Below are 18540 nucleotides of genomic sequence, written 5' to 3'. Positions count from 1 at the left end.
GTCGGAGCGGTGCCACCGCGTGCGACGGACGATGACTTAACGTGGAGCCGGATGAACGGGAGGTTCGCGTGACGCGACAGGGTGACGAGGTGGTGGCGGAACTGCGCGCGCAGTTCCGCTCGGAGCTGCCCGCCAGGGTCGAGGCGCTCGACGCGGAGGCGTTGGGAGATCTCACCGCCGCCCTGCGCGACGCGCGCAGGCGCCAGCGCGAGAGTCTGGCGAAGGCGGCCGACGACTCGCTCAAGCAGGTGCCCCGGCTGGTCCGGCCGCTGGTCCGCAAGGTGATCGGCCTGTGAGCGCCAAGATCCGCGCGGAGCTCGTCAAGCTGGCCAGGCTCCTCGGCGACGAACCCGAGCGTTTCTCCTACCTCGCGGACCTGCCGCTCGAAGACCTGCGGATCATCCGCGAACGCGCCACCGACGTCCTCTTCGGCGCCAACCGCGGCATGTTCGAACGCATCGCCGCGGCGAGCAAACTCGTCCCGGTCGCGGTGACCACCGCCGTCGCGCAGAAGTCGTTCGGCCCGCTGCTGTGCGCGCGGATCGCCGGCGTCCTCGAGCCGGAGCGGGCGGTCGAGATGGCGGGCCGACTCCCGGTCGAGTTCCTCGCCGACGTCGCCACCGAACTGGACCCGCGCCGGGCGGCCGGGGTGCTGGCGGCACTGCCCGCGGCGAAGGTCGTCGAGGTCGGCGCGGAGCTGACCGGCCGCGGCGACTTCGTCAGCATGGGCCGGCTCATCGGCGAACTGCCCGACGCGACCCTCCGCGTGGTCGTCCGGGAACTGGACGCCGACGCGATCCTCCGCACGGCGGTGTACAGCGAGAACGACGACCGGTTCGCGACGATCTTCGCGATGATCCCGGACTCACGGATCCCGGAAGTGCTGGACGTGGTGATCAGCGCGGACGCCTCGACGGTGGACGAACTCGGCGATGATGTCCTGCCGGTGCTGGCAGCGTTGGACGATGCGGGCCTGAGCCGACTCGCGACGGCGGTGAACGCGTTGACACCGGACCAGCGCAAGCGGTTGGTGGAACTGGCGGCGAAGGCGGGCGTGGCCGACCAGCTCGGACCGCTGGGCCCCGCTCTCAGCGCCTAAGGCTGCCGTGGCTCTTGCCCAGCTTCGTTTCCAGATCGCCCACCGCGCCAGGGAAAGGGCCTGGGCGGGCGCGCGCATTCAACCTTGACCCCGGAGTCGACATGCTCACCCTCGACTCGGCCGCGTTGATGATCGGCCGGCGCACGCACTAAGCCGAGGCGGAAGCGGCGTCGGGTTCGCGGACCACGCGGGCGCGGACCTTGCGCAGGATGCGCTGGTCGACCAAAGCGCAGTCGACCGAGAGCCAGTCGCCGATGTCTTGGACGAACTGGTCGGGGACCATGGCTGACACACCCAGCCCCGGTGCGTCATCGGCGGTCAGTGGGCCGCGGCGGTTGGGGTACAGCAGCAGGACGCCGCGGACGTCGACGTCCGGCAGGTGGTCCTGGAAGGCCGCCACGGCGTCGAACAGGTTGGTGGTGCCGCCGCGGAAGGCGTGGCCGTTGCGCCACAGGGAGCCGTCGTCGTCGATCTCGTAGTGGCCGGGCAGCCACAGCTTCGACTCGACCAGCACCAGTCGGTGTCCACAGAGGACGGCGTGCTCGATGTCGGCGAACACCGACCCGGGGCGCGACAGTCCGTGGAACACGCGGGCACCGGGGAGCCTGGCCAGGTAGTTGACCAGCATCTCACTGGTCAGCCGCTCACCGACCGGCTCGTCGTCGGCCACCCCGAACACCGTGCGCTCGCCGAACTCCGCCAGCGCCGACCGGTTGGCCCGGGCCGCGGACAGGTAGGAACGCAGCAGCCGGATCATCGCGACCAGCGCGGTCACGACCAGCGCGAGCCAGCACACCAGCACGGCGGTGGGCAGGTCGCCCGGCAGCAGCAGCGGAACCGTCAGCAGCGCCGTGCCGATCAGCGCGGCGGCGGCCGGGGCGTGCCCCGGGGTGCGCACGTAGCCGATGCGCGGCTGGTGTTTGGTCAGGTGCCACCACGACAGCGACGCGGGCGGGAGGTCGCAGCCCCGCGGGGTGAACACCGGCTCGTCTCGGTACATCCGCCTGCGCGCCCGCGGCTTGGGCACCTCCGGCGTCGGCCGCTCTCGGTCGCCCTGGTCGTACTCCGCGCGCTTGCGGGAGTCGGCCAGCGTCTCGTACGCGGTCTTCAGCAGACGAAACGTCCCTGCCGTCCCGCCCGCGTCGGGGTGCATGACCTTCGCCAGCGCCCGATACGCCGACTTGATCTCGCCTGCCGACGCGTCCCTGCGAACGCCGAGTAGCTCGTAGTAGTCGACTTCCGCCACAGCGCGATCATTTCAGACTCTCCCCGCGCCGTCGCCCGCACACCCCACCGCGAGTCGCCCCGTCCGGCAAGTGAGTCGCCCCGTCCGGCAAACGAGTTCGACATTCGAGGGTGGAGTAGAGCTGAACCACCAGGTGCGAATGTCGAAATCACTTGCCGGACGGGGCGACTCGTTTGCTGGACGGGGCGACTCGCGGGTCAGCTGGTGATGTCCTTGGTGCGGAACCGGCGGGAAGCCAGGAAGAAGAACACCGCCGCGTAGGTGATCGCCGAGAAGGCGCCCTTCGTCATGTTCGACCAGTCGATGTCGGTGGCGATCAGGTCGGACCAGGCGAAGGACCAGTGGGTCGGCAGGTAGTCCCGCAGGTCCCCGAGCGCGGTGATCTGGTCGAGGATCTGCGACAGGATCGACACCAGCACCGTGCCGCCGACCGCGCCCAGGGGCGCGTCCGTGGTGACCGACAGGAACAGAGCCAGCGCGGCCACCCACAGCAGGTTGATCGAGATGTACGCGATCGAGAACACCAGCGCCAGCATCGAGTTCTCGAACGACACCGCGTCGCCGGTCGGGCTGACCGCCTCACCGGTGCCGTAGAAGACGATCCCGACCGCCAGCGCCACCGCGGGCAGCAGCACCAGGCACAGCAGTGACAGCAGGCCCGACGAGATCGCCTTCTGCCGCAGCAGCCGGTGCCGGGGGACCGGCATCGACAGCAGGTACTTCAGGCTCGACCACGACGCCTCCGAGGCGATGGTGTCGCCGAAGAACAGGGCGACGATCATCGGCAGCAGGAAGCTCCCCGTGGCGAACAGGATGAACACCACGAAGTTCGGCGCGCTGGCCGTGGCCAGGTCGACGAACCCGCCGGAGCGCCGGGCGTTGTCCGACGAGCCGAACTCGAACGCCGCCCACAACAGGAACGGCAGCAGCACCAGGAACGACAGCAGGAACTGGGTACGCCGCCGTCGCAGCTGGCGGACCAGCTCGACCCGCAGCGGCAGCGTGCGGCCCGGCCGGAACCCCTTGACCGACCCGTCCGGGCTGAACGCCGTGGACTCCTTGCCCGCCGCGACCGCCATCTCATCGATCGCGGCCGGGTCGGTGTGCACAGTCGACACGTTCGGGTGAACCACCACCGGAACGTCCTTGTGGCCGTTTTCGTTCATGATCCCTCTCCGACCAGCTCAAGGAAGACGTCCTCAAGGCGCCTGCGCGGTCCCGCCTGCTCGACCGCCACCCCCGCCTTGACCAGCACACTGAGCGCCTCGGAGCGCGGCAGCCCGTCGAGGTCCGCGTGCACCAGGGACCCATCGACGGTCACCGCGTTGACCCCGGTGACCCCGCGCAGCGCCTCGGCCGCCGCCTCCGGGTCGTCGACCCGGAACGTCGCCTCGCCGCCACCGGCCACGATCTCGTCGACCGAGCCCGCCGCGACCAGCTTGCCGCGGTGCATCACCACGACGTGGTCGCAGGTCTGCTCCACCTCGGCGAGCAGGTGGCTCGACACCAGCACCGTGCGGCCGGTGGCCGCGTAGCGCCGCAGCACGTCGCGCATCTGGTGGATCTGCGGCGGGTCGAGCCCATTGGTCGGCTCGTCCAACACCATCAGGTCCGGGAACCCGAGCATCGCCTGGGCGATCGCCAGCCGCTGCCGCATGCCCTGGCTGTACGTGCGGACCTTGCGCTCGACCGCGTTGCCCAGCCCCGCGATCTCCAGCGCCTCCGCGAAGTGCGCCCGCTCGAGGGGACGCCCGGTGGCCGCCCAGTACAGCTCCAGGTTCGCCCGGCCGGACAGGTGCGGCAGGAAGCCCGCCCCCTCGACGAACGACCCGATCCGGGACAGCACCGGCGCACCGGAGTGGATCTTGTGGCCGAACACCCGGATCTGCCCGTCGCTGGGCGAGATCAGCCCCATGAGCATCCGCAGCGTCGTCGTCTTGCCCGCGCCGTTCGGGCCCAGCAGACCGAGGACCTGCCCGCGTTCGACCCGGAACGACAGCGAGTCGACCGCCCGCAGCCCGCCCGGGTAGGACTTCGACAGGTTCTCGATCACCAGCGGCACATCGGTCAGCGCGGCGTCGACGTCGTCCTCGCGGCGCCTGCGGATCATCCCGACGATCCCGGCGATCAACCCCAGGCCGAGGACGACCCCGATACCGATCAGCGGCGCCGCCGGGGGAGCAGAACTCGACCGCGCGCCCGCGACCACGGGCACCTGCAACGAGCTGTCCGGCGCCACCTCGACCTTGTAGGCGGCGGCCCGCGAAGGCGTCGCGTACGCCTGGTCGGTCGTGGTCACGACCAGCTCGACCCGGTGGTCGGTCTCGATCGGCCGCACGATCCCCGGCAGCGCCACCGTCACCTCGACCGGCGTGCCGTCGGTCGGCAGCCCCGGAACGCGGAAGGCGGACACGGCCGAGCCAGGCAGCGTCCGCACACCGTCCGGACCGACGTCGTAGAGCTTGGCGAACAGCACCGCACCATCCGGCGCGGGCAGGTTCGGCACCGTCGAGACGCGCAGCTTGACCGTCGACGCCCCCGCGATCAGGAGCTGCTGGTCGAGCGGCGGGCTGGCGAACCGCGCGGACTGGCCGGGCAGGTCGATCGCCACCCGGCCGGCGAGCCGGGCCGAGCCGCTGATGACCGAGCCGAGCCCAGGCATGCTGCTGATCGACGCCGGATTGCCGCCCGGCGGGTTCACGACCGTCTGCGCCACCCCGTCGACCCGCACGGGCCTGCGCTCGGTGGCCGCGCCCCCGGTCAGGCCGGGATAGCCGCTCGCGGTGACCGTGCGCACCGACGGCGCGCCCTGGGCCCGCAGCGCGCCCTGCACCGCGTACTCGAAGGGGGTGCCGGGGTCGTCGCCGAGACCGCGCAGGTGGAAGTCGAACCAGTTCGCGATCTCACCGCGCAGGCCCGGGCCGGGCTTGCCGCCGTCGTGGCCGCCGGTGTACCAGACGACCTTGACCTTGCCGCCCGCCGCGCTGATCTGCCGCGCGGTGGCGTCGGCCTGGTCGAGGCCGAACAGGGTGTCCTGCTCGCCCTGCACCAGCATCGTCGGCTGGGTGATGTTCTTGGTGACCGAGCTCGGCGAGACCGACCGCATCAGGTCGATCGTCGCCTGGTCGGCCCGCCCGGTCGTGGCGACCTGCGCGTACGCGCGGCACACCGACTCCACGAACCGACCGCACGGATTGCCGTCGTCGGGCCTCGGCATCCGCTCCGGCCTGCCGGTGTCGATCGGGGCCGCCGCCCCGCCCGAGTCCCGGGATTCCTCGTCGCCGGCCTCGGTCGCTTCCGAGGAGGGGTTCGCCAGGCCTGCGGCACCCATGCCGGAGGCGAAGAAGATGCCTGCCCATGACCGCTTGAACACCCCGTCGTCGGCGAATGCGTTGGCCGACGGCGACCCGGCGACCTCGCCGACGGTCGCCGAGTTCGGCACCAGCGCCTGGCTGAGGTCGTTGTAGGTGATCACCGGGGCGAGCGCGTCGACCCGCTTGTCGGTCCCGGCGAGCAGCAGCGACAGCGCGCCGCCGTAGGACCCGCCGGTGACTCCCACTTTCGGGTCATTTTCGCCGTCGAGGACGACCTCGGGCTGTGTGGCCAGCCAGTCGACCAGTCCGCGGGCGTCGGCGACCTCGTGGTCGGGGGAGTTCAGCGCGATCCGCCCCCCGCTTCGGCCGAAGCCGCGCGCCGACCACGTCAGCACGACGAAGCCGCGCTGGGCGAGTTCACGCGCGTCGGCGTCGACGCTCAGCTTGCTCCCGCCGAACCCGTGGGCGACCAGCACAGCGGGCGCCGGGGTGCGTTCGGGCAGGTAGAGGGTGGTGTCGAGGGACACCGGGGCGGTCTCGCCGGGCCCGCCGGGCAGCGGCAGGAGGGCTTCGCGGGTCTGCACCGGGGGCGGCTGGTCACCCCGGTTCAGCCAGACGATGCCTGCGGCGGCGACGGCGGCCACGAGCAGGGCGGTGGCCACCTGTCTCGGGCGGATTCGGGGAAAGCTGGGCACGCTGACGAAGGTATTCCAGACTTGCTGAGAGCGTTCCCAGCAGCGCCGCTGTGACAAATCCCAACGTGCCGAACAGCCACCCCGGCTGGTGTGTCGGGATCTGACAAGGAACAATCAACCGCAGTATGTGCTCGGAGGGGAGTATTCCTTCGCGCCGGTGTCGTCAACACGGACCCTTCGGGGACCCGGGGCCGGCGGTCGGACGAGTTGTCCGGCGGAAGAGACCTCCGGTGCTCGGCGTTTTGCCCGTACACCGGAGGTTAAATCAATGGCAGTTCCTGCCTGGGCCTGGTTCGCCACGATCGGCGGCCTGCTCGTCCTGTTCGCGATCGACCTGCTGATCGTCGACCGCAAACCCCACGAGGTCACCATCGGCGAAGCGAGCCGATGGGTCGCCTTCTACATCGGCTGCGCGGTCGCCTTCGGCGGTGCCATCTGGGCCTTCTCGGGTGGGACGTACGCGGGTGAGTTCTTCGCCGGCTACATCACCGAGTACTCGCTCTCGGTCGACAACCTGTTCATCTTCCTGATCATCATGTCGGCGTTCGCCGTGCCGAAGATCCACCAGCACAGGGTGCTGCTCGTCGGCATCGTGATCGCCCTGGTCATGCGCGGCATCTTCATCGCCGTCGGCGCGGTGGCGATCGCCAGGTTCAGCTGGGTGTTCTACCTGTTCGGCCTGTTCCTCATCTACACCGCCTGGAAGCTGTCGCGGCAGGGTCTCGGCGAGGACGAGGAATACGAAGAGAACGCGATGACGAGGTTCGTCCGCAGGCTCTTCCCCGTCACCGACCAGTACCACGGCTCCAAGTCGTTCGTGCGGCTCGACGGCAAGCGGTTCGTGACCCCGATGTTCATCGTCATGATCGCCATCGGCACCGCCGACCTGCTGTTCGCGGTCGACTCGATCCCGGCCATCTTCGGTCTCACCAAGGAACCGTTCCTGGTCTTCACCGCCAACGCCTTCGCGCTGATGGGGTTGCGCCAGCTGTACTTCCTGCTGGGTGGCCTGCTGCGCAAGCTGGTGTACCTGTCGGTGGGCCTCGCGGTCATCCTCGGCTTCATCGGCGTCAAGCTGGTGCTCGAGGCGCTGCACACCAACACGCTGCCGTTCATCAACGGCGGCGAGCCGCTGAACGTCCCGACCATCGGCATCCAGGTCTCGCTGTCGGTCATCGTGGGTGTCCTGGTCATCACGACCGTCGCGAGCCTCATCAAATCGCGCAAGACGGAAGCGAATGACGCCGAGGACGATTCGGACCTGACTGAGCCCGCCGCACAGAAGCACTGAGAACGGGCTTAATAGCTGCTCCCATATTTCTGTGGCGGGTATGGGAATAATCAATCGTCCGTCGGCCAGGTGACTGTCCGGTACGGTCGGTTGGTGCGTCCAGAAGACATTGACCTGCTCGCGGCGCCAGGCGTGCCCGCGATGCGTGGCGACTTGCTGCTGGTAGGAGTCTCGACCCCGGATCTCGAGGCGAACTCCTACCTCGGCGGGCTGCGCCGGATTCCGATCGACGGCGGGGAATCCCGGGAATTCACCCAGGGCTTCCGCGACGTCGCCCCGGCGATCTCGCCGGACGGCAGTCAGGTCGCGTTTCTGCGCAGCACGGGGCCCGGTGTCAAGCCGCAGGTCTATGTGATCCCGGTCGACGGCGGCGAGGCGCGGCAGGTCACCGATCTGCCGCTGGGCGCGGGCACCCCGGTGTGGGCGCCCGACTCCCGGCGAATCGCCTTCACCGCGCGCGTCCCCGACCCGAGCCGCTATGGAGCCGACGGGCCGGACGGCACGCCGGATCCGGCGTCCGAGGCGCCCCGGTGGATCGACCGGCTGGACTACCGGTTCGACGACAGCGGCTACCTGGCCGACCGCCCGGTCCAGCTGTTCGTCATGGACAGTGCCGACTCGGACGGCAAGCCGGTCGTGCTGACCGAGGGCACCGCGGAGCCCGCGGAGCCCGCGTGGACGCCGTCCGGGGAACACCTCGTCGTCGGCGCCAAGCGGGACTGGGGCGTCGAGGACACCATCAACGTCGACCTGTGGGCGGTGCCCGCCGAGGGCGGTAGCCCGATCCTGCTCGCCCGCGGCGCCGGTTCCGCGAACCACCCGGTGGTCACCGACGACGGCATGGTCGTCTACCTCGGTGAGGCGTTCGCCGGGACGGCCGCGGTCGCCAACAACACCGGGCTGTGGGCGGTTCCGCTCCGGCTGGACGGCGTGCCGGGCGAACCGCGCAGGCTGACCGACCCGGAGACCGTCGACTGCGAGGTCGCCGCGGGCAAGCCGCTGGTGACCGAGGGCGGCGTGCTGGTCGGTGTGCGCAACCAGGGCGCGGTGGAACTGCGCCGGGTCGCCACCGGTGCGGCCGAGGCGACGCTCTCGGAGCTGACCCTGGTCACCGGACACGAAGCTGTGGTCAAGGGATTCGCCGCGGACGGCGACCGGGTCGTCGTCTCACTGTCCACTTGGGACTCGGCGGGCGAGGTCGTGTTGGTGACCGGCGACGAAACCTGTGCCCTCACCGACTTCTCCGGCCCGCTCCGCGCTTCCGGGGTGCGCCCCCTCATCGAGGTCAAGGCCTCCGCCCCTGACGGGTACGCCACCCACGGCTGGCTCGTGCTGCCGGAGGGCGAAGGCCCACACCCGGTTCTCCTCGCGGTGCACGGCGGCCCGTTCATGTACCACGGCTGGGGTTTGTACGACGAAGCCCAGGTATACGCCGCCGCGGGATATGCGGTGGTCCTGCCCAACCCGCGCGGCTCAGCCGGGTACGGCCAGGCCCACGGCCGCGCCATCGTCGGCGCGATGGGAACCGTCGACGTCGACGACGTCCTGTCGGTCCTCGACGCGGTCCTGGAACGCCCGGATCTCGACGCGGGCCGGGTCGGTGTGATGGGCGGCTCCTACGGCGGCTGGATGACCAGCTGGCTCGCCGCGCACCACGGGGCACGGTTCAAGGCGGCGTGGAGCGAGCGCGCGCTGAACTCGTGGGAGTCTTTCGAGGGCACCTCGGACATCGGCTGGTGGTTCGCCGAGGCCTACTGCGGCACAGACCCCGACGCCCTCAAGGCGATGAGCCCGTTGACGCACGCGGCCAAGATCGACCTGCCGATCGTCCTGGTCCACTCCGAACACGACTACCGTTGCCCGCTGGAGCAGGCGCAGAGGCTGTTTGTGCGGTTGCGCCGCAACGGGGTTCCGGCGGAGATGCTGATCTTCCCGGGAGAGGGCCACGAACTGACCCGCTCCGGCCAGCCCCGCCACCGCAAGCAGCGCTTCGACGCGGTGCTGGAGTGGTTCGGCAGGCACTTGTGACATCGACGCTTCGTACTTCGAGGAGATCACCGGCCTCCTGCGCGGACTCACGATCCGGCTGAGCGACCGGCTCCCTGAGAAGGACCTCACCTGGATAACCGAGTTCCTCGATGCGAACGAACTGGGCCTCGCTCTGGACCAGATCGCTTATGCGCTCAGCGAGGACGAGCAGCCGGTCACGGCCGACGAACGTGTCGACATGCTCGCTCTCGCCGACCGTATGCAGATGGATGACCACGTTTCCCGAGCCCTGACGTTCTGCCCGGAACGCTGAGAGCGGTCGCTCAGTCATCGGCATGTGTGCGCTATGCGGCAGATGAGTGCGGTTTGTCGCGGCGCCGCGGACGAGGTTAGGCCGGTTGCCGGGCCGACTCGAAGAAGGTGATCAACTCCTCGGCGACAGACTGTGGTGCGAGCACCGGCGCGAAGTGTCCGAGGCCCGGCAACTCCCAAAGCTGCGGGTCGGCGACGTGCTGGGCGATGAACCGCGCCGAAGCGGTGAAGAAGGTGTCGAGTCGGGTTTGCCGACCCAGCAGGAGCAGCACCGGTGCAGTGATCAGCGCCAGCGCCTCGGGGTCAGTTGACCGTGGCCCCTCATATGACGCGTCGTGCTGGACGAACCGGAGCATCGCCGGTACTCCGCCCGCCCACCGTTCGAAGAAGTTCGTGTGCTCCAAGGCGGCGATCTCCTCGTCGGTGCAGATCCACGGGGCGAATGCGCGCACCGCATCGACGAGCCGGCCGGCGGCGGCCGCCGCACCCATCTGCTCCATAGTGGCGAAGGTCCGGGCGAGGTCGTCCTCTCCCATGACCGAGATCAGGCCTGGCTCGTACGCGGCCACGGCGGCGACAGAGTCACTGCGCGCCGCCGCGCCGAGCACCCACGCCCCGCTGCCCGACCAGCCGACCAGGTAGACCGGCTCGCCGATGCTGTCGACGAACGCCGTCACATCCTCTTCCAGACGCGGCGGCGAATGGTCCGGGTTGTCAGCCGAAAGTCCGCGGCCCCGGGTGCTCGGCAGATAGCAGGTGAACCGGTCGGTGAGCTGGGGCAGCAGTGCCTCCCAGGCGACCTCGCCGTCCCCGATCCCGCCGTGGACCAGGACCAGCGGCGGTCCCTCTCCCCGTACTCGTCCGGCGATCTCGGTGCCGTCGTCGGAGACCGCTCGGTGGATGCGCTGCTCAGTCATGGTGATCTCTCCTGAACGATCATTGCGCCGTTGTTCGGCGCGTCCACCTGACGCTAGGCAGCGGTGCGGCACCCGGGCATCGGTGCGATTGACCAACCCGCCGCGGCGGTCCTACGCGGTTGTGCGTAGTCGTCTCACTCGGTGGCTGTCAGCCCGTTGTCGATTGCGTAGCGCGCGGCCTGGGTCCGGGAGGTGACACTGATCTTGTGGAAGATGTTCGTCAGATGCCGGGCGACCGTGCGGTCGCTGATGAAGAGCGTCTCGCCGATCTCCCGGTTGGAGCGGCCGGCCGCCACCAAAGCCAGCACTTCGCACTCGCGCTGGGTCAGTCCATCGGGCGGCTTCGGCACGGGCCGGTGTGCGCCCAGCCGTTCGTATGTCGCCTCCGCTTGCGCGGCCTCCGCGCTTGCGGACGCCTCGTCGCCGAGTGCCCGGTACGCCTCGGCGAGGAGGACACACGTGCCGGCGGCGTCGTACGCCGCGCCGAGCTCTCGCCAGCGCCGGCAGGCGTCGCGGAGCACCGGGAGGGCCTCCTCGGCGCGGTCCTCGGCCAGCAGCACCGCGCCACGTGCCGCGGCGGCCATCGCCTCGAGTCCAGAGGTGGTGTACGTCGACGCCGTCGCCTCGATCTCGGAGGCGGCCGAAGCAGCGTCATCGAGGCGCCCCGCAGCGATCGCGATCTCCACCGCGGCAGCACACAGTGGAGCGCGGCGAAGCGGGTCAGTGCCGGCCGCCGCCACGGCCACGCGCACCGACGTCGCGGCACCTCCGGGATCGCCCGTCCGCAGCCGCAGCAGCGCCCGCCCCGGCTGCGGGTCACGTCCACGGGCGTGCGCCTCGTCGTACGCATCGGTCGCGCTCGGGTCGCCGCGCAACCGGCGCGCTTCGGCGACGACGTACCACGCCTCCGCGGCGTAGTCGATCCGGTTGGCGTCGAGGGAGGCTGTCACCCGCAGCGCCGTCCGCTCGGCCTCGTTCCATTCGCCGCGGATCAGGTGGAGCTGAGCCCGGTGCACCGCGCACAGGCCCCCGAACAACACCGCTGCGGGGAAGGTGGCCAGCCACCGCTCGGTCAGGTCGACCCAACGAGTCATCCGGCGGATGTCGGCGATCTCGTGACAGGTCGCGATGGTGTGACAGTAGAGGCTGCCCGACGTGAACGGGGAGAGCCGGCCGTCCAGCACGGTGACCATCGCCTCGTCGAGCAGTTTCAGCCCGTCGACTACCTGGCCGGATCTGATCAGGGCGCGGCCTTCGCCGTTGAGGCCCATGGCTACTACCTCAGGCTGGCCCAGCCGATGGCCGAGATCCTGTATCCGGCGTGCAGCGTCCACCGCCCCGCCCGGCCGCCCTGCCTGGAGACTCGGCTCCAGTTCGGTCATGTGCAGCAGGAACCCATGCGCGCGGCACTCCGGGACATCTTCCAGCAGCCGCCCGGCCTTGCTGATCCAGCCTACGCACTGCGGCTCGTCGCCCCGTCCCAGAAGGAAGATGCCAATGAGGATGGCGGCCCACGCAGCCTCGGCAGGTCGAGATTCCGCCAGAAAGGCCTCGCACGCAGCGGCCTCGAGCCGCAGGGTGTCCTCGACGCGGCCAAGCCACCACACGGCATCGGCGTACGCCGCAAGGTCGTCCGCGGTGAGTCGCTTGGCCGCGACGGCGTCGAAGTGCGCCGCGGCAGTGGCCCAGTCCTGTGCGCCGTGAGCCTGCCGCGCCCGGCTCAGAATGTCCGGCTTCTCGTTCACCACCGTCCCCGTCGCCACACAGCAGACTGTCAGTCTCGGGTCGATGACACGGCGAAACCGACTTCCACAGACTGTACGACTTAGGGCAGGACGCTGGCGATGGCCAACCCGCTCATCGGCAGAGCGAGCGTTCAGCGGACGGCACGCTACGCGGCATGAGAGTGCGTTCAGATCGCGAAGGTCAGTCGATGAGACCGTTGGCTCGCGCTTTCGCCAGTTCGTACCGCGTTGGTTTGGTGTCGAGCAGTTTCAGGCCGTTCACCGCCCACGATCGCAGCCATTCGTAGTCATTGTGGAGCTGGTCTACCAGTACTGGCAGCGCCTTGGGCGTGCGAGCCTCGCCGATGAGTTCGAGCAGCAGCCGCGCAGGCCGTGATCGACCTGGTCTTGGTTGAACTCGGCGATGAGCTGGTCGAGGTGTTTCGCAGCGGCGCTGAGAAAGCCAGGCGCTTGGCGTGGAATGCCGAGCAGTCCGGTGGGCCGGACTGCTCGGCGGTGGCGACGGCGCTCGCACACACGGATGTCCCAGTCATGGTCCTGCCGGGAGTGACTCCTACCTGTCGCTTGTGCAGACGCTGGGGATGTAGCCTGACCACCCGGCATAACCGTTGTGGCGCTTGATCCCGTCCTGGACCAGGATCCAGCCGTTCATGCCGGTGTATCCGCACGCGTTATAGCCTGCACCGACGACCAGCTTGCGGCACGGGAACGTCTCCCCGCCATAGATTGTGAAGATGGCCGGGGACGCCGCATCGGGTCGGGCCTTGGCAACCACGGTGTCGTGGACATCGACCCACGACCCAGTGCACTGGCCGAACGCAGCAGTCGGCTTTTGCCCTTCGGGCTGCGCCTCCGCCGCGGCACCGGTTCCGGACGCCACAGCCGAGGCCGCCAACACCGCGGCCGTCAGGGCTGCCAACGGGAACAGCTTCGATTTTCGCATTTCTTCCCCTTCGTATGACTGCTAGTTCATTCGTTCGATATCAGGAATCTCGTCGGTCTGGCGCACGTTGTCACGTCGCGGTGCGGTGCTCGCGCGCTGGTCAAATGTCGCTCCCGCATAGTGGGGAGGCCATCTCGGTCGGCTTCAGCTGACCAGTACGCAACTGGCCCTGTCCTGCCACGTGCCCAGGTCCGTGGTGCGGTCGTACCATCCGGCCCGGGTGCCCTGGCTCGGGCAGTTCCACGAGTCGTAGAGCGGGATGTCGCAGCTGTTGTAGGTCCACAGCGACGCTGCCCGGTCGCTCCAGCCGAATGATCGGAGGTCGTAGAGGCCTTCGTTGTCGCCGTAGCCAGCGCTGCAGTTGCCATACCCGTAGAACGTCACGCGGCTGCCGTTGTAGAACGTCCCTGCGTACAAGCTGAACCGCGCCACCGTATTGGGCGCCTGGCCGATCGCAGTACACGCACCGGCCTGGTCGACGGCCGCGGTGGCGATCCCCAAGGCTGGGTCAAGTCTTTAGTGAATTCACGAGTTCACCTACCTTTCCATGGGGCCGTGCCGGGATTCCGGCTGGCACGTCGCTCGTCGGCAGCGAGGTGTGTGGCTACATCAGTACTGCGAAGAGGTTGTCCGGCGCCGAGGGCCACGCGCCGGACATCAACGTCCGGTCAATGAGCGGCTGACTGGGTACGCTGACTCACTCCTAACAAGGCTTGTCGCTGAACTGTGGTTTCTTTGCGATAGGCGAATGGTCCGACGGGGAGGGAGACGGAGACGAAGGCGCACCTCGTGGTCTACGACGTGGGCTGAACGCGGCGGCCGCGGTTTGTCAGGCTTGGCGGGCACGGTCACGTGTGGCGCGACCTGTATCGGTGGGCGGGACAAGTTGGGTAGGACTGGCGCGCGCATTCCGGTAGCCCCGGCGCGGAGAACATAGTCCGAGGACTGCGCGGAGACTGTTGGCGGCGTCCGTTAGGACGGCCTGCTGAGGGTTCCTGGGTTCTCTGCCAGCATCTGGACAATGAACGATTCATCCGGGGCAACGCCCGATTGGAGGTGCCACATGGTGAACACCGTTGGTAACAGGCGGCTTAGCTCTGTTTGCCGTCTTTATTTTTGGAACTCGCGCAACTAGCCGATCGGAGTGTTCCCGACCGCGGCGATGTCGGGAGGTGGGTTGCAGGGAGTCGTGGTGCTGTCGGCCAGCGCGAGAGCCGGGATCATCAGTAGTGTTACGAGCACGATGGCGAATTCCCGTCCGCGGCGAGTTGCTTGCGGTCCTGCCTCGTGGTTGGTGGCGCTGGCGTTGAGGTAGGACTGCTCTCGGATGTTGGGTTTTCCTCGGTCGTGGGCCCAGTCTTGGATGACTGTGAGCTGGGTGCCGCGCAAGAGCAGGCTGGGGTCGCGGTCGTATCGGTGCCACGTTGCGGCCGCGTTGGTGAGTTCCCGGTGCATACGTTGCCCTTCGCGGTCTTCGCTCAACCATGCGGTCAGGCGTGGCCACGCCCCGGCCAGTGCGCTGTGGGCGAGCTCGAGACCATGGGTGTCGGCAACGAGCACACGGGCCCGGACGAACAGTTCGACGACGTTGCTGACGGCCGGGGTGTCGTCGAGCTCGTCGAGGCTGACCGTGCGTGTGGTGCTGGCCATGCCTTCGGCGGGTTCGGTGAGTCGTTGGAACATATCGCGGGCGATGTCCTGCCCGTGGTCGCCAAGGGTGCTGAACACTTCCTCCGCTGCTTTTGCCTGGAGGCCGTCGAGTTCGCCGCTGGCTTGAAATGCGGCGAGGGTGAGGTTGTTGCCGCTGCGGTGCCGCCATGTTTCGAGAAGAGCGTTTGAGAGCCACGGCAGGGAGCCTGCCTGGCCATGGGTGCGCGCGATGACGGTGGTGAGTAATGGTGTTTCGATCGTGCATCGGGCTCGGATCGCCGGTTGGATGACCGCCTGGCGCAGTTCGCCGATGGTCATCGGATCGACTGCGACCCGGGAATACTGAAGAATTTCGGCTAGTTCGGGATACGTGGCGACGTGCACCTCGAAGTCGGCTCGTACGCCGAGCACGACGCGGATGCTGCTGTCCTGCGCTGAGGCGGCGGTCAGCAGCAGGGCGATGAAGCGCGATCGTTCTTCGGCGCGCTGGCACATGGTGAACAGCTCTTCGAACTGATCGACGATCATCACAGCCTCGTCCTCGGCGGGGTGCGAGGCGATCAGATTCTCGATCTGCCGGCGCAGAGATTTGGCGGTGGCCTCTTGTTCACGTTGCGCGGCGCCTGCGGAGTGATCGCCGAGCGCCGCGAGCTGTCGAGCGCATGCCTGTAGCGGGTGAGCGCCTGGGGTGAATGCGATGATGATTCCGGTCAACTTCGGAGTGAGGCCGGCGCGAAGGAGCGAGGTCTTGCCTGAGCCTGATGGGCCGATCACGGCCGCGAATCGATGGGTCGCGATGCGGCTGAGCAGGGTGTCGACGAGCGGTTCGCGTCCGAAGAAACGGCCGGCATCCTCGGTGCCATATGCGCGGAGCCCTATGTAGGGTGCGGTGTCACTGTCGGTGTCGTCGCCAGGAGTCGCGGTGTTCAGCTCGGTTACGACGGAGCGCCACCTGTGTTCCCATTCGACGCGATCACCGCCGCAGGCCTGAACATAGGCGAGCGTCACCGCGAGGCTGGGCAGCCGCCGCCCACTGGCGGCGTCAGACAAGGTGGTAGCCGAGAAGTGCGCGCGCTGTGCCAATTCACGGTACGGCGGACTGTCCGCTGCTGCCCGCAGTTTGCGCAGATCGACGGCGAAGGTGCTCAGCGCGGACCCGTCCAGCTCTAGCGGCTTCTCAGCGCGCGGCACGGCTGACCACACCCTCGTGGCTGCCTGAGGTGCCTGCGGCGGCCAGCCAGGTGGAGGCGAGGCAGAAGCCACCGCAAAGCCCGATGAAGAGCAAGGTCGCGGCGAGTTTGAGGGCGAGCGAGATCGGCAGATACGTTCGCATCGATGACTCTTTTCGTCGATCTGACGGTAAGTGTCACCAGACTAGAGGTCGATCCGACTTGTCGTCAACGTGACGAGAAGCTAGTCTTCCGGTGTGGCACAAGACCTGAAACGACGTCCGCAGGTGGCTCTCGCCGTCGATCTCGCGATTCTCACCGTGCGCGAGGACCAGCTCCAGATCCTGCTCGTCGAGAGAGCCAATGAGCCCTACCGTGGTCAGCTGGCGCTACCCGGTGGCTTCATCGACACCGCGGACGAAGATCTCGACACCGCCGCGGCCAGGGAACTGTCCGAGGAGACCGGCCTGGCCGCCGAGCGGCTGCATCTGGAGCAGTTGCGTGCCTACGGTTCGCCGGGTCGTGATCCACGGGGCCGGGTGGTGACAGTGTGCTACCTGGCCTTGATGCCCGACCTGCCGATCCCCGTCGCGGGAGGCGACGCACGCGCCGCACGCTGGGAACCAGTTGACACCGTCCTCGCCGACGGCGACCGACTGGCCTTCGATCACCGGACACTCATCGCCGATGCGGTCGAACGCGCCCGTGGCAAGCTGGAGAACACGACGCTCGGCGTGGCCTTCTGTCCTCCGGAGTTCACCATCAGCGAGCTGCGCCGGGCCTACGAGATCGTGTGGGGGCAGGAACTCGACCCCCGCAATTTCCACCGCAAAGCCACCAGCGTGGACGGTTTCCTCGAACCCACCGGGCAGCGAACGACCCGAGACGGCGGCAGGCCGGCCGCGCTGTATCGACGCGGATGGGCGAATGTGCTGCACCCACCACTGCTGCGCGGGCACAATCAGAGTGCTGCAGCACACGGGAGGGGTGACGGCGGGTGACGAGTACGTCCGGGCCGACGGTGGTGGTGCTGACCGCGCTGGAGGTGGAGTACGCGGCCGTACGCGCGCTGCTGAGCGAACGCCGGCTCGAGACGCACCCGGCGGGGACCCTGTTCGAGGTGGGACGGCTCTCCGGTGGTCGCGGATCGATCGTGCTCGCGCTCACCGGCCCGGGGAACCAGGCCGCGGCCATACTCACCGAACGCGCCGTGGCCACGTTCGCCCCCGACGCGTTGCTGTTCGTCGGCGTCGCCGGAGCACTCCACGACGACCTCGAACCGGGGGATGTCGTCGTGGCGACCAAGGTCTACAGCTACCACGGCGGCAAAGACCAGGACGGCGGCTTTCTCGCCCGCCCGCAAGCATGGGAAGCCCCGCACACACTCGACCAGCTCGCCCGCCATATCGCCAGGCAAGACTCGTGGACGGAACTCCTGCGGTCCGCCCCCGAACGACGACCACACGTGCATTTCAAACCGATCGCCGCCGGCGAGGTCGTCCTCAACTCCCGCACCACCCCACTCGCCACACAATTGCGCGCGACCTACAACGACGCCGCCGCCATCGAGATGGAAAGCGCCGGGGTCGCCAAAGCAGGCCACCTGAACCACAGCCTTCCGGTGCTTGCCATCCGAGGCATCAGCGACAAGGCCGATGGCCACAAGCACGCCGCTGACAGCGCGGGCTGGCAACCCATCGCCGCAGCCCACGCGGCAGCGTTCGCACTCGCCCTGGCAGCAGAAATTCTCACAGCCAACCGACCACCGTCGAATCGAGGAGAGGTGAAAACGGTGATCGAAGCCCTGGACCTGGTCGTAGCCGCGTTGACCGCGGGCGCCGTCGCAGGAGCGAAAGACACCGCGAGCGTAGCGGTCAAAGACGCCTACGCGAGCCTGAAGACCGCGACCTCCAAAGCACTGCGCCGATCCCACGCCCCCGCGAACACCGACTCGGTCCTGCAGGCACCCGGCGACCATCGCGACGAACTCGCCGCCGCACTCACCGAGGCCGCCACCGGCACCGCACTCGTCGACGCCGCCCGCAAGGTGCTGGAACTGGTCGATCCGCACGGGACCGAGACCGGCAAGTACGTACTCGATGTCCACGACAACAAGGGCGTGCAGGTCGGCGACGGCAACACCATGACCCTCAACTTCAACGACTAGCCC

General features: G+C 68.6%; 16 protein-coding genes. 7 read left to right on the top strand and 9 right to left on the bottom strand.

Annotated elements, in window-relative coordinates; genetic code table 11:
- Positions 1–68: 68 nt before the first annotated feature.
- Both ACUZ2Y_RS07690 and ACUZ2Y_RS07685 read left to right on the top strand, forming a co-directional pair.
- On the top strand, positions 69–296 hold the full coding sequence (locus ACUZ2Y_RS07690; protein WP_312880510.1) for a hypothetical protein: 228 nt from the start codon (positions 69–71) through the stop codon (positions 294–296).
- Positions 293–1099, top strand: a complete 807-nt coding sequence (locus ACUZ2Y_RS07685) for a hypothetical protein (protein ID WP_476328336.1) — start codon at positions 293–295, stop codon at positions 1097–1099. Before ACUZ2Y_RS07690 ends, ACUZ2Y_RS07685 begins: the two co-directional genes overlap by 4 nt.
- Before the next feature lie 148 nt (positions 1100–1247).
- Here ACUZ2Y_RS07685 and ACUZ2Y_RS07680 read toward each other — a convergent pair whose 3' ends face one another.
- The 3 genes from ACUZ2Y_RS07680 to ACUZ2Y_RS07670 form a co-directional block, all read right to left on the bottom strand.
- The gene (locus ACUZ2Y_RS07680) at positions 1248–2345 is read right to left on the bottom strand and encodes a J domain-containing protein (protein ID WP_476328334.1); all 1098 of its coding nucleotides are present in this window, start codon (positions 2343–2345) and stop codon (positions 1248–1250) included.
- Between the two features lie 197 nt (positions 2346–2542).
- On the bottom strand, positions 2543–3511 hold the full coding sequence (locus ACUZ2Y_RS07675; protein ID WP_476328332.1) for an ABC transporter permease: 969 nt from the start codon (positions 3509–3511) through the stop codon (positions 2543–2545).
- On the bottom strand, positions 3508–6354 hold the full coding sequence (locus ACUZ2Y_RS07670; protein ID WP_476328330.1) for an alpha/beta fold hydrolase: 2847 nt from the start codon (positions 6352–6354) through the stop codon (positions 3508–3510). Before ACUZ2Y_RS07670 ends, ACUZ2Y_RS07675 begins: the two co-directional genes overlap by 4 nt.
- A 268-nt stretch (positions 6355–6622) precedes the next feature.
- Between ACUZ2Y_RS07670 and ACUZ2Y_RS07665 the strand changes: the two genes are divergently transcribed.
- The 3 genes from ACUZ2Y_RS07665 (at position 6623) to ACUZ2Y_RS07655 (ending at position 9947) form a co-directional block, all read left to right on the top strand.
- Positions 6623–7645: a TerC family protein gene (locus tag ACUZ2Y_RS07665; protein ID WP_476328328.1), complete on the top strand. Its 1023-nt coding sequence runs from the start codon at positions 6623–6625 to the stop codon at positions 7643–7645.
- Positions 7646–7738: 93 nt separating this feature from the next.
- Positions 7739–9673: a S9 family peptidase gene (locus ACUZ2Y_RS07660; protein ID WP_476328326.1), complete on the top strand. Its 1935-nt coding sequence runs from the start codon at positions 7739–7741 to the stop codon at positions 9671–9673.
- A 1-nt stretch (position 9674) separates the two neighbouring features.
- Positions 9675–9947: a MafI family immunity protein gene (locus ACUZ2Y_RS07655; RefSeq protein ID WP_476331648.1), complete on the top strand. Its 273-nt coding sequence runs from the start codon at positions 9675–9677 to the stop codon at positions 9945–9947.
- Between the two features lie 76 nt (positions 9948–10023).
- Here ACUZ2Y_RS07655 and ACUZ2Y_RS07650 read toward each other — a convergent pair whose 3' ends face one another.
- The 6 genes from ACUZ2Y_RS07650 to ACUZ2Y_RS07625 form a co-directional block, all read right to left on the bottom strand.
- Positions 10024–10863, bottom strand: coding sequence for an alpha/beta fold hydrolase (locus ACUZ2Y_RS07650; RefSeq protein ID WP_476328324.1), 840 nt, complete (start codon positions 10861–10863; stop codon positions 10024–10026).
- 134 nt (positions 10864–10997) lie between these two features.
- Positions 10998–12608, bottom strand: coding sequence for a LuxR C-terminal-related transcriptional regulator (locus tag ACUZ2Y_RS07645; RefSeq protein ID WP_476328322.1), 1611 nt, complete (start codon positions 12606–12608; stop codon positions 10998–11000).
- A gap of 553 nt (positions 12609–13161) precedes the next feature.
- Complete coding sequence (locus tag ACUZ2Y_RS07640; protein WP_476328320.1) at positions 13162–13551, bottom strand: hypothetical protein; 390 nt, start codon at positions 13549–13551, stop codon at positions 13162–13164.
- Between the two features lie 144 nt (positions 13552–13695).
- Positions 13696–13968, bottom strand: coding sequence for a hypothetical protein (locus ACUZ2Y_RS07635; RefSeq protein WP_476328318.1), 273 nt, complete (start codon positions 13966–13968; stop codon positions 13696–13698).
- A gap of 714 nt (positions 13969–14682) precedes the next feature.
- A complete protein-coding gene (locus ACUZ2Y_RS07630) occupies positions 14683–16392 on the bottom strand; it encodes an nSTAND1 domain-containing NTPase (protein WP_476328316.1) in 1710 nt (569 codons plus the stop codon).
- A complete protein-coding gene (locus ACUZ2Y_RS07625; protein WP_476328314.1) occupies positions 16379–16534 on the bottom strand; it encodes a hypothetical protein in 156 nt (51 codons plus the stop codon). Before ACUZ2Y_RS07625 ends, ACUZ2Y_RS07630 begins: the two co-directional genes overlap by 14 nt.
- 93 nt (positions 16535–16627) lie before the next feature.
- On the opposite strand from ACUZ2Y_RS07625, the gene ACUZ2Y_RS07620 reads away from it, so the two are divergent.
- On the top strand, positions 16628–17371 hold the full coding sequence (locus tag ACUZ2Y_RS07620; RefSeq protein ID WP_476328312.1) for an NUDIX hydrolase: 744 nt from the start codon (positions 16628–16630) through the stop codon (positions 17369–17371).
- The gene (locus ACUZ2Y_RS07615; RefSeq protein ID WP_476328310.1) at positions 17368–18537 is read left to right on the top strand and encodes a 5'-methylthioadenosine/S-adenosylhomocysteine nucleosidase; all 1170 of its coding nucleotides are present in this window, start codon (positions 17368–17370) and stop codon (positions 18535–18537) included. The genes ACUZ2Y_RS07620 and ACUZ2Y_RS07615 overlap by 4 nt, the downstream gene beginning before the upstream one ends.
- The last annotated feature ends 3 nt before the right edge of the window (positions 18538–18540 follow it).

The organism is Actinokineospora sp. UV203, assembly GCF_056323665.1.
This window is presented reverse-complemented; position numbering and strand designations above follow the sequence as displayed.

What these genes read in the sequence shown, in the direction of transcription:
- ACUZ2Y_RS07675 (WP_476328332.1), bottom strand. Translation starts at nt 3,511, where the DNA reads ATGAACGAAAACGGCCACAAGGACGTTCCGGTGGTGGTTCACCCGAAC.
- ACUZ2Y_RS07665 (WP_476328328.1), top strand. Translation starts at nt 6,623, where the DNA reads ATGGCAGTTCCTGCCTGGGCCTGGTTCGCCACGATCGGCGGCCTGCTC.
- ACUZ2Y_RS07650 (WP_476328324.1), bottom strand. Translation starts at nt 10,863, where the DNA reads ATGACTGAGCAGCGCATCCACCGAGCGGTCTCCGACGACGGCACCGAG.
- ACUZ2Y_RS07640 (WP_476328320.1), bottom strand. Translation starts at nt 13,551, where the DNA reads ATGCGAAAATCGAAGCTGTTCCCGTTGGCAGCCCTGACGGCCGCGGTG.
- ACUZ2Y_RS07625 (WP_476328314.1), bottom strand. Translation starts at nt 16,534, where the DNA reads ATGCGAACGTATCTGCCGATCTCGCTCGCCCTCAAACTCGCCGCGACC.